Origin of the sequence: Paenibacillus terricola, from assembly GCF_014779765.1 — a bacterium.
In the GTDB taxonomy this organism is placed as follows: domain Bacteria; phylum Bacillota; class Bacilli; order Paenibacillales; family Paenibacillaceae; genus Paenibacillus_T; species Paenibacillus_T terricola.
Map to the genome: position 1 here is coordinate 86,097 of NZ_JACXZA010000002.1, position 12,299 is coordinate 98,395.

Genomic DNA, 12,299 nt, shown 5'->3' on the forward strand with positions numbered 1-12,299 from the left:
GCCGGCAGCCTGAAAAGAGGGAGTCAGTGTGGAATTATTAGAATATTGGAACCAATCGCATAGTCGACCGGAGAAAAAACCAAAATATGATGGTTGGCTAGATAAATACAAAGAGTATTTGATTGCTTGCAATGAACCAATCATTGATTTGGGCTGTGGACTGGGAAATAACACTTTGTATTTATTAGAACGAAATTATTGCGTAATTTCATGCGATTTATCCGAGGTTGCGCTAAGTAGATTACAATCTTTTATTCCTACGGCTGAAACTCGGCTATTTGATATGAGAGAAGGAATTCCATTTGATGATTCTAGTGTGAAGATAGTTATTGCAGATCTATCGTTACATTATTTCTCAGATGAAGACACCTTCAAAGTTCTTGAGGAACTCAACAGAGTGTTAGAAGTTGAAGGACTGTTAATCTGTAGAGTTAATTCAACTAAGAATTTGATAGACTCAGCCTGTTACTATCTGGATTCAGGTGGATTGCTACGAAGATACTTTGATGAAGTTCAAATAGATTATTTTTTTAATAATGAAAGATGGGAAAACATATATAAAGATGAATATATAATGACTAGATATTCAACCAATAAGGTTGTGTGGGAAATTTCGATGAAGAAGAAGTACTTCACTTAACATGGCTTAACGTATAGGGACATCCTCCTCTTGTTCTGGTTATGTCCGTCGGCCCCGGTGCATTCTCCACTTAACCCAGTTAGGGTTCGTAAGTACAAAGACTTTATGTGAAATTCCCAAAGATCTAATAACAATGAACTCTAAAATGATATCGAGGATGTGCTTATATGGGAGCTTGGGGATATGGAAATCTTGAAAACGATACAGTTCTTGACTGGATTGCAGAACTCATTGAAACAGACGACATGAGCCTAATATCTGAGTCGATTGAATTTGTCGTTGAAGATGATGACATCGATGCAGATGTCGCATCAATAGCAATAGGTGCAATAGAAGTGTTGGCTGCTTTACAAGATAGGCGAGGAAATGAAGAATATGATGAGGAACTTAACGATTGGATCAATGAACATAAAGGTAAAGGAAAAAATCTATTACCTAGAGCTCAAAAAGCATTACAAAAAATAGTATTAGATTCAGAACTAAAGGATTTATGGGAAGAATCTGAAAGCTTTGAGGAATGGTTAAAGACAATTAAGGAGTTGGAAAGTAGATTAAACTAAAGGTTATAGCAGTCCGTCGAACTCGAGCTTCAAGCCCTTAATCCAGTGACAGTTCGAGAATAGAAAGACGTTATCAGAAATGATTAAAACCTTAAAAACCAAAAGGAAAAATTACAAATGAAATGTTACTATCATGATCAATATGATGGTGAGAGAATATGTGGTTTATGTAAAAAATCATTATGTGATCGTTGTATCAATCCTGAAGACGGCTATTGTTGGTCATGTTCTTATGATTTTCATGCAGGAATACATCAAGAAAAAAATGATGATAAGATTGCAATAAAACGAATTAATGAATATTTGTATTGTTTTCTGATTTATGAATTTAGTTATCTACTTTTATCTTCTATGGTTGGAAGGTTAAGTCCGATATTGTTTGTCTTTGAAGCTCCTTACATATTAATTGTTGGTATACCGATTTCAATATTAATAGAATGGGTTACTGAAACTAAAATGGGTAGAAACAAGTATTCAGTAAAGTGCATTTTTGGATTTGCATTATATTTATTGTCGGCGCTTTTGTGTACAAGTGTTATTTTTGGATTGAATGATTTTAGAAATTATTTGATATTAACAATATCTGTTTCTTTATCTATATTTTTTATTTTAAGAATATTTAGAAGCAATGGTCAACGATCGATAATATTTGTTTCAATTTTTGGATACTTAACGCTAATACTTCTAAACCTTCTAACGATAAATTAAACCAACTGGATTAAACTTGATAAAGGATTTGTATTGTACTCAATTTAGACAATGACTTCGGATAAACCAGCTACTCAAGGCAAATCGATAGAGTTGATTATTAAATAAAACGGAGGTAATTAAAAATGACTGTGAATTTCATGGGAGCAGTATTTGTAAGGGTAACAGACCTTGAGCAATCTTTACGTTTCTATTCCGATGTCCTCGGTCTTCAATTACGCAACATTGAGGAATGCGGCAGGATTGCTAATTATATCATTGATGAGAAGTCACCGTTGCTTACATTAATAAAAACAGAGGGTTTTGAAGCTTCAGAATATCCGACTTTTAATTTAAACTGCAATAATGTCTTAGAGATACATGAGAAACTAGTAGCTCAAGGGGTAAAGGTTGGCCCTATAAAAAATTGGTCTTCAGATGTGAATATTCATATCGATTTTGATGTTTATGATCCTGATGGCAATGCGATTAACTTAATTGAATGGAGTAGAAAAGATTAACACCACCAATTTTTTCTTTTAATAGAAAGTCAGAAAGAACCGCTCCTTTCAAGGGATCGGTTTTTTTGTGCAGCTGGGGACAATTCTATAAATTGGTATGACTTTTGATTCTAGCGTGATGGAAAAGAAGCATCTTTTTGGCTAAAACAATTGAGTAAGTCCATGGAAAACAAGAGTCCTAATAACTATTTTTGTTTGTTTTTGGTTTAATTTTGTTTGCTACCGAATATGTCTGTTTTGTTAATAATAAATCTGTTTTTCTATTTGATTTTTTCTTTTTTTGTGATATTTTATTAGCGAAGTGATAAATGGAAGCGTCGCCACAATATGGACGAAGGTGAGAGGAGAGGTGCGAACACAATCTAGTTAGATAGGGGCGGATGTAGAATAGGATCACCCCCTCATTGTTCGGAATTCTTGGAAGCGTTTGCAATCTATAGCGGTTGACACGTACATCAGGATTCGACTACCAGACCAAACCAGAAAGCGGGGAAAGCGATTATATGCCAATAAAATATAATAGGACTGGGAATTCGGCGAGAGGCTCTTTTGTATCTTTTCGTAGACAGGGGTTCAAGTCATTTCTAGCTGCGGCGCTCGTATGCTCGACATTCGTATCGGGATTGCCAGCGGTCGGTGTGCAGGATGCTCATGCAGCAGCTGTGGATCCGATCGTGAAGAAATATGATTTCGGCACGGCGACAAGCCCGGTCTTGAACGATTATACGAGAGTAAGCGAGTCGATGCTGTATACGCCAGAATTGGGCTATGGGTTCGATCAAGCGGTTGCCTCACGTCTTCGTTCTGGCGTTGCGGGCAGCGATGATATGACGAGCGATTTTGTGCTCGGCCTCTCTTATACCTTCAAAGTGGATCTGCCGAATGGGCAATACGATGTTACGGCCTACTCTGGCGACCTGACTGGAAGCGGCACGACGAAGACGACCTTTACGCTTGAAGGTGTCACGGCAGGCAGTATTAGCGCCAAAGCAGCGGTTGCCTCGGCGACTTATCGGACAACGGTAAGCGACGGTCAATTAACAGTTGGGGTTACAGGCTCTGGCGCAGGTGGTTATCTGAACGGCCTCGTTATCCAGCAGGTTGTCGAGCAGCCTCCGGCAGCGCCGACAGGACTTACAGTCATTGGACTTACGTCCTCCAGCGTGTCGCTCGCATGGAGCAGTGTTGCGGAAGCGGCGAATTACTCGGTATACCGCAGCGACAGTGCAGGCAGCGAGCCTACATTGATCGGGCAAACGGCAAACACCTCCTATTCGGATAACACGGTTACGGTAGGCAACGGTTATTCCTATTATGTCTCGGCAATAAGCGCAAGCGGATTGGAATCGGAGCGCAGCGCACCTGCAAGCGTAAGCGAAATCCCTGCGCCGCAGCCTCCGTCAGTGCCATCGGGTGTTGTGGTCAGCGATGTTAGTGCAGGTTCAGTGCAATTGAATTGGAACGTAACGGATGGAGCATCGAGCTACCGCGTCCTCCGTTCGGATGCAGCAGACGGAACGTTCACCGATATCGGACAGACGACAACCCCTTCCTATACGGATACGAGCGCAGATACGAATAAACGCAATTATTATCAGATTATCGCTGTGAATGAAGTAGGCGAATCGGCTGCATCGGCAACCGTATCGAGCACGGTATACATACCGCCAGCAGAACTGCCGGAAGGCGGCGTACAGCGGTTCGACTTTGGTAATGGCGAGCTTGCAGACGGCTATATTCGTGTTACTTCGGTGAATAAGTATACGTCAGCACTGAAGTACGGCTTCGCCGATGCGTCGAAAGTAACGACGACAGATCGTGGAACATCCGATCCGATTCGCTCTGACTTTGCATTGGTGCAGGACACTTCGTTCAATGTAGATCTCCCGAATGGCGACTACACGGTATCGATCGTTGCAGGTGATGCGTCAGATGCGACGGATGTAGGAATCAACGTGGAGAGCATTCAGAAGGTACAGCAGACCGCGAAGACGGCAGGACAATATCTAGAGATGGAATTTGCGATCGCACTTGTTGATGGTCAACTGAATTTCAACTTCATCGGTACAGCAGCAAAGATCAACTCGATCGTCATTACGAGACTGCCAGACCGTCAGCCAGGCGAAATCCCTACCGTCTACATCGCTGGCGATTCTACGGTACAAACGTATGACCCTTATTGGGAACCGCAGGCGGGCTGGGGTCAAATGCTGCCAAGGTACTTCAACAACGATGTCTCGTTCAACAACCAAGCAATCGGAGGTCGCAGTACGAAAAACTTCATCACCGAAGGACGTCTCGATACTGTACTGCGTGCCCTGAAGCCAGGTGACTATTTCCTCGTTCAATTCGGTCATAACGATGCAACGATCAGCATTCCTGAGCGTTATGCTTCGCCGGCGGACTATAAGAACTATCTGGAGAATTACTATGTTGAAGGCGCGCTTCAGCGCGGAGCTATCCCGATTCTCGTTACGCCGATGGGCCGCCGCGACTACAACGCCGATACGGGTAAATTCAACGTCAGTTTCCCTGAATACGTACAGGCCATGAAGGAAGCAGCCGCTGACAAAGGGGTGTCGCTGGTCGATCTGAGCGCGCTCAGTATCGATTACTACAACTCGATTGGCTTTGCAGCAACGGCATCTGTATTCCTGTATACCGATCCAGGTGTTTATCAGGCATTCCCTACTGGATCTGCTGATAATACCCACTTCCAAGAATACGGAGCGATCCAGCTCGCTCGCTTGCTCGCAGGTGGTATAGAGCAGCTGAATCTGCCGCTTGCACAGTCAGTTAAGGAAGCCGAGCTGCCAGCCCATGCACCAGCACGGATTACAGGACTTATTGCAGGCAGCGTCAGCAACGCGGGTGCGGTACTGAAATGGAATGCCGATGAAACGGCTGATATTTACAAAATCTATCGTAAGCTCGCATCCGACCCGGAATCGTCCTATCAAATGGTCGGCACAGCGACTGTCGCCGGCTTCACGATGGGCGGCATGGCTGAAGGCCAATCGTATACGGTTCGCGTAACGGGCGTGAACGGCGCCGGTGAATCGGTTCCTTCGGATGAGGTTGCGATTGATACGAAATCTGCGAAGTACAAATATGATTTTGGCCCAGTCGGAGCTCCTGTTGCAGAAGGTTATACAGAAGTGACACGCAGCGTGTTGTATACGCCTGAACGGGGTTATGGCCTTACAGACAGCACGGGCATGATCGATCGTGATCGCGGGTCTGCTACAGATGCTTTGCGCCGCGACTTCGTAGCTTATTTTGGTGCCTCGTATGAGTTCAAGGTCGATCTGCCTAATGGCTATTACTCTGTCAAATCGTATACTGGGGACTGGATTGGTTCCACGCGTACGAATGTCGTAATTGAAGGCAAAGATTATGGAACGATTGCATCAGGCAAAGAGAATGTTGCGGAGAAGGTATACAACAATGTCGCCGTTCGTGACGGCCAGATGAACTTTATCATTAGCGGTCAGACCGCGCATCTGAATGGCTTGGAGATTACGCCAATCCTTCTTGCGCCGACAGCTCTGAAGTTGGATGAGCTTCAAGTTGACCGCGACCCAGTAGAAACGCAGCTGTCATGGACAGGAATCGATGGCGCAGCAGCTTACCGGGTATACCGTAAGGCGTCAGATGCGTCAACCGCTGAACTGCTGGGTGAAGTATCGGGCACGACGACTTTCCGTGATACAACAGGTGATGTTGGACAGCAGTACGTATACTCGGTAACTGCGGTCGATAACACGGGATTTGAGTCCGTAGCTTCGAACGAGCTCTCCATCTCCACGATCGACCCATCGGTGGCGCTTGCGCCAGTGCCAACCGATCTGAAGGTGCAGTCGATTGGCAAGAACAGCGTGACGATTCAATGGACAGGCTCGGATGAAGCTAGAGCGTACAGTGTTTACCGCGCATCGAAGGCTAATGGACCATTCCAGCTGATTGGCAAAACGAAAGAAACGAACTATACCGATACGTCGGTACTGACCACTGTACCTTATTACTACAAAGCTGCTGCGATTAATGCAGGCGGCATCTCGGCACAATCGAGTGTGCTTGCAACCGAAGCGGTAACAACGCTTTATCGCAATATGGAATATTTGGACCGCAGCCCGGTAGCAGTGAGGCAGCAGAATGGCGTATATATCGGCTGGCGTATGCTCGGTCTTGATCCAGACACCATTGCGTTCAACGTTTACCGTGACGGTGTGAAGCTTAATGCGACGCCAATTACGGGCAGCACGAACTATCTCGATGCAAGCGGTACGGATCAATCGCAATACCGGATTACGCAGGTGCTGAACAACATCGAGAGCCCGGCAACGAAGGCATTCGGCGTATGGTCGAAACAATACTTGTCCATTCCGCTGCAGAAGCCAGCTGATGCTTACACGAAGGATGGGCAGCCGTATACGTACAGCGCTGGTGATGCGAGCGTAGGCGATCTGGATGGCGATGGCCAATATGAAATTGTGATGTTGTGGTCGCCTTCCAACGCGAGAGATAACTCGCAAGCTGGCTATACGGGTATCGTCTATATGGATGCCTATCGGATGGATGGCACTCGTCTATGGCGGATCAATCTCGGCCCGAACATTCGTGCAGGCGCGCACTACTCGCCGTTTATGGTGTATGACTTAGATGGCGATGGCAAGGCAGAAGTTGTATTGAAAACGGCTGACGGCACGATCGACGGCCTAGGCAAAGTAATAGGCGATGCTTCGAAGGACTATCGCAACAGCTCGGGTTATGTGCTGCTTGGCGATGAATTCTTGACCGTATTCAATGGTTTGACGGGCGGCGCAGAGTCGACGGTCAATTATGACCCGCCACGTGGCGATGTGAGTGCATGGGGCGATGCTTATGGCAACCGCGTCGACCGTTTCCTCGCATCGGTGGCGTACTTAGACGGAGAGCATCCAAGCGTAATCTTCAGCCGCGGTTATTATACGCGAACGGTTATTGTTGCGTATGATTTTAATAATGGCAAGCTGACGAAACGTTGGAAATTCGATACGAATGATATTGAGAACGGCAGCATCTACACCGCGCAAGGCAACCATAATATGTCGGTTGGAGACGTGGATCAGGATGGCAAAGATGAGATCATGTTCGGATCGCTTACGCTTGACGATAACGGTGAAGTGCTCTATTCAACAGGCTTAGGACATGGCGATGCTATGCACTTCGGCGATCTCGATCCGACGCGTCCAGGCCTTGAAGTGTTCGACGTGCATGAGCATACCGACTCTCCTTATGGCTTGGAGATGCATGATGCGGCTACAGGTGAAATTATTTGGGGCGTTCGTACAGGAATCGATACGGGCCGCGGTTTATCCGCTGATCTTGATCCGAATTATGCTGGTGAGGAAATGTGGGCAACAACTGTGACGGATGAGCAGCAGGTTCAGCTCACAGGCTTGTACAGCGCGCAAGGGCAGCTTATCAGCTCCAAAATTCCGTCATCGACGAACTTTGCGATCTGGTGGGATGGCGATCTGCTCCGAGAGCTGCTCGATCACAAGTGGGATACGACGCTGAAATCCGGTGTCGGCAAGATCGATAAGTGGAACTATGAAACAAAGACAACAGATAACATCTTCACAGCAACGGGCACGTTGTCGAACAACTCGACAAAGGGCAATCCAATGCTGCAAGCCGATCTGTTCGGCGATTGGCGAGAGGAGGTCATCTGGCGTTCGGCTGACAGCTCCGAGATGCGGATTTACACGACGACAGACATGACGGATTATCGGATTCGTACGCTGATGCATGATCCGGTATATCGCCTCGGCGTAGCATGGCAGAACAGCGGCTATAACCAACCGCCGCATACGAGCTTCTACCTCGGAGCGGGTATGACGCTTCCATCTGCACCACGCATTCAATATACGGCGGCGCAGTCGGAAGAGAAAGCAATGGGCGCTCCTGGCAAGCCGGTATTGTCGAGCGACAACGGCTATGATACAGGCCTCTTGGATGGCGGCTACAACATTACGATGAATATGTGGTACGGCTATAATGGCTCCACTTATAAGCTGTACGAGAATGGCGTACTCATTGATACGAAGAAACTGACCGACAACTCGCCGACAGCTCAGACAGCAGTCACGTCTGTTAGCGGCAAAGCGAACGGCAAGTATACGTATACTTGTGAGCTTATTAACTCATGGGGGACGACGGCGTGCTCATCATTGACGGTTACGGTGAAGGATGCATCGCCAGGCAACCCAGTCCTATCCAACGATAACTGGGATAACAACGGCGATTATACGGTGACGATGAACATGTGGTGGGGAACGAATGCCACGAGTTATAAGCTGTACGAGAATGGCGTACTCATCGACACGCAATCGCTGACGGCGAAGACGCCCGCAGCACAAACAGCTGCGACCGTCATCTCAGGCCGAGCGAAGGGTAAATACGAATATCGCGTAGAGCTCATTAACGATGCAGGTGTGACGGAGAGTGCGGTTATGGTTGTGAATGTAACGAAGTAAAATCACAAGGGTCGAACAGCGTGTTCCCGCTGTTCGACCCTTTGGTATGAATGGGAAGAGTATGAGTAACGATCTAGCGATCGAAATACACCGTCTGGCCAGTGCGCGCAGATTGGTAGATCGCTTCGAGAATCTCGGTAACGACAAGTGCTTGTTCGGGTTTCACGACAAGCTCCGTATCATTACGCACCGCGTTGATCCATGCTGCACATTCGACGTCGATATCGCGTTCCGATGCTCCATCGTAGAATGCAACGCCACCTGCAGAGAGGTCAACTTCCTTCACGAACAAGCGGCTGTTGGATTCGCCGTTAATTCGCAGGCCGTTCTTCATATCGGCGCCGCCTTCTGTACCGCAAAGCGTACATTTGGCTTCATCCACTTCAAGTGAATTAAGCGCCCAGCTTGCTTCAAGTGTAATCGTGGCGCCATTCGCCATCTTGATAAAGCCAACAGCCGAATCCTCTACCGTGAATTTGGCAGGGTCCCAAGGTCCCCAGGCATTCGCCGAGTTAGCCTTCGAGCCGAGCTTATGGAATACGGAGCCCGTAACAGATACCGGCTTGTAGTTGTCCATCATCCACAGTGTAAGGTCTAGTGCATGCGTACCGATATCGATGAGCGGTCCGCCGCCTTGTTTCTCTTCATCGAGGAATACGCCCCAAGTTGGAACGGCACGACGGCGGATAGCATGAGCCTTCGCATAGTAGATCTCGCCCAGCTCCCCTTGTTCGCACACTTGCTTGAGATATTGGCTGTCTGGACGGAAGCGGTTATTGTAGCCGATCGACAGCTTTCTGCCCGTACGCTCTGCTGCTTCCAGCATAGCTCTGCCTTCAGCAGCGGTCTTCGCCATCGGCTTCTCGCACATGACATGTTTGCCTGCTTCAAGCGAATCGATCGATATATAAGAGTGGGAATCGTTAGGCGTCAGCACATGTACGACATCAATCGAGGGATCCTTGATCAGCTCGCGATAATCGGTATAGACCTTAGCTTCCTCGGCGCCATACTTCTGTTTTGCTTCTACCGCGCGCTCTTCAACGATGTCGCAGAATGCGACTAGCTCCACATATTTGTTCTTGCTTAAGGCTGGAAGATGCTTGCCATTCGCGATTCCGCCGCAGCCGATAATTCCAATTCGTAACGTTTCGGTCATGATTGATCTCCTTTAGGATTGAAGTTATCATTCTGTCCCTACTATAGGTTTGCCTGTAAGTGTGGGTCAATAAGATGTCCGAAATGTTATATGCAATGTCGTAATAGTGTAGTCTTCATGTCTTAAAGTTCTAGTTTTCGTCTTATTCCCGTTATGCTAAGTTAAAATAAAGTCTTAATTCTATAGTGAAACAAGAAGAGGAGTGCATGACGATGATCAGAATCGCGATGCTCAGCTATTGGCATGTTCATGCTTGGGATTATACGAAGGAAGTGCAGCAGCATCCGGACACTGAGGTTGTCGCTGTATGGGATGAGCAACCGGCGCGAGGAGAAGAAGCTGCAGCGAAGCTGGGCGTTCCTTTTATCGCGGATCTGGATGCATTGCTTGCACGTGCAGATATTGATGGCGTAGTGGTGGATACGCCAACGAACGTGCATCGAGATATTATGGTGCGGGCAGCAAAGGCTGGCAAGCATATATTCACAGAAAAAGTGTTAGCGCTTACGACGCAAGAAGCGGATGAGATCATCGCGGCTGTTGAGCAATCGGACGTGAGGCTGACTGTTTCGCTGCCAAGATTGAATCATGGTTATACGACCGCGATCGAGCGAATTGTACGAGACGGTCTGCTGGGTCAGGTTACGCAGGTGCGTACCCGTTTATCGCATAATGGTGCCACGGCAGACTGGCTGCCGGCACATTTTTATAACAAGGAGCAATGCGGCGGAGGAGCGCTTGTCGATCTGGGCTGTCACCCGATGTACTTGGCAAGATTGTTCCTTGGTATGCCGGTGCAAGTACAGGCCTCATATGGATATGTAACCGGTAAAGAAGTGGAAGATAATGCAGTCTCGATATTGACGACAGCAGACGGCGGGATTGGGATCGTAGAAGCTGGTTTCGTTAATGCCCATTCGCCTTTCACGATTGAAGTTCATGGAACGGAAGGATCGCTCCTATACGGGACGCCGGAAGATAAAGTGCTGTACCGGAGCAATAAGGTGAGTGATCAGCATTGGTTGGAAGTAGAGAAGGAAGCAGATCGTATCTCTGCGTTCCAGCAATGGGTTGAGCATATTCAGAATGATACGGTCGCTGCGGACAATATCCGAATGGCAAGAGATCTTACGGTGCTGATGGAAGCCTCGAACCGCTCGGTCGCAAACGGCAGAACGGTTCGTATCGATGAACTCGATGAACTCAACTAACGCTAAACCGATATCACAGCCCTATCCGTATGCAATTATGGCGGAGAAGATGAACGCGCTTGAACTGCTGGACTTGCGGTTCCTATGGGGTGGTTATGAGATTCGCGTCTTGAACTGGCATTTGACGACGTTTAAGCCAGGTTTGTTCATCAAGTTCCATAAGCATGCGGAGTTCGAGTTTCATTTTGTCCCGCGGGGCAAGGGAACGGTGACGATTGTCGATCAGACGTTTAAGTTAAACCCCGGTATGTTCTACCTGACCGGTCCTGGCGTTGTCCATCAGCAGTCAGCAGATGCGCGGCTTGGCATGGATGAGTTGAGCCTACGTGTGGAGATTACACGAGTTGCAGACGCGGATGCAGATATGGATTCTGCGAGCGTATCAGGCGGAAGCTCGGAGTGGGAGAGAAAAGAAGCGGAAGCATGCGTGCAGGCACTTATCGATTTTCCGCATCGTCCGCTGCTGGATCAGTATGAGGCGATGCCTTGTTTTCTTCAAGCGTATCTCGCATGGCAGTCAGGGGAGCTTGGCGCCTATACAACGATACGTCAATGTTTGATCCAAATTCTAATTCGTGCCGCCAAGGCGACGGTGAACTCGAAGGGCCAGCAGCTTCAACCATCTCGTGAGATACAACAGCATCGGTACGAGATGGCGCTTCAATATATCCACGCCAATTACAGCAGCATGCTTACGCTGCAGGAGGTTGCCGATCGCATCCAGATTAGCAGCAGGCAGCTGCAGCGTATCCTTACCAAATACGGGATCGATTCGTTCAGCAGTTATCTAGAGCAATATCGCATGGAACGGATTTGCGAAGAGCTTACAGGATCGACGAATACGGTGGAGTCCATTGCCAAGCGGCATGGATTCACTAACACGAATTATCTCTATCAAGTGTTCAAACGCCGGTTCGGCTTGACGCCGCTTGAATATCGACAGCAGTACGTGGTTGTAGAACATGAATCGATCTTAGGGAGTTAGAAGAAGGAAGCGGGG

General features: G+C 47.5%; 8 protein-coding genes. 7 read left to right on the top strand and 1 reads right to left on the bottom strand.

Annotation, left to right across the window (positions count from 1 at the left end; all coding sequences use genetic code 11):
• Nucleotides 1–28 precede the first annotated feature (28 nt).
• The 5 genes from H8B09_RS07600 (at nt 29) to H8B09_RS30985 (ending at nt 8,929) form a co-directional block, all read left to right on the top strand.
• On the top strand, nt 29–640 hold the full coding sequence (locus H8B09_RS07600) for a class I SAM-dependent methyltransferase (protein ID WP_191202925.1): 612 nt from the start codon (nt 29–31) through the stop codon (nt 638–640).
• A 167-nt stretch (nt 641–807) separates the two neighbouring features.
• Entirely contained in the window at nt 808–1,200 is a 393-nt protein-coding gene (locus H8B09_RS07605; protein ID WP_191202926.1) for a DUF4259 domain-containing protein, read from the top strand.
• A gap of 117 nt (nt 1,201–1,317) precedes the next feature.
• The gene (locus H8B09_RS07610; RefSeq protein ID WP_191202927.1) at nt 1,318–1,908 is read left to right on the top strand and encodes a hypothetical protein; all 591 of its coding nucleotides are present in this window, start codon (nt 1,318–1,320) and stop codon (nt 1,906–1,908) included.
• Nucleotides 1,909–2,033: 125 nt separating this feature from the next.
• Nucleotides 2,034–2,408, top strand: a complete 375-nt coding sequence (locus H8B09_RS07615) for a VOC family protein (protein ID WP_224753400.1) — start codon at nt 2,034–2,036, stop codon at nt 2,406–2,408.
• Nucleotides 2,409–2,911: 503 nt separating this feature from the next.
• Complete coding sequence (locus H8B09_RS30985) at nt 2,912–8,929, top strand: rhamnogalacturonan lyase family protein (RefSeq protein ID WP_191203751.1); 6,018 nt, start codon at nt 2,912–2,914, stop codon at nt 8,927–8,929.
• A 73-nt stretch (nt 8,930–9,002) separates the two neighbouring features.
• On the opposite strand, the gene H8B09_RS07625 is transcribed toward H8B09_RS30985, so the two are convergent.
• A complete protein-coding gene (locus tag H8B09_RS07625; RefSeq protein WP_191202929.1) occupies nt 9,003–10,088 on the bottom strand; it encodes a Gfo/Idh/MocA family protein in 1,086 nt (361 codons plus the stop codon).
• 212 nt (nt 10,089–10,300) lie between these two features.
• Here H8B09_RS07625 and H8B09_RS07630 point away from each other — a divergent pair, with 212 nt between their 5' ends.
• Both H8B09_RS07630 and H8B09_RS07635 read left to right on the top strand, forming a co-directional pair.
• Nucleotides 10,301–11,299: a Gfo/Idh/MocA family protein gene (locus H8B09_RS07630; protein ID WP_191202930.1), complete on the top strand. Its 999-nt coding sequence runs from the start codon at nt 10,301–10,303 to the stop codon at nt 11,297–11,299.
• Complete coding sequence (locus tag H8B09_RS07635) at nt 11,286–12,284, top strand: AraC family transcriptional regulator (protein WP_191202931.1); 999 nt, start codon at nt 11,286–11,288, stop codon at nt 12,282–12,284. The genes H8B09_RS07630 and H8B09_RS07635 overlap by 14 nt, the downstream gene beginning before the upstream one ends.
• Nucleotides 12,285–12,299 lie beyond the last annotated feature (15 nt).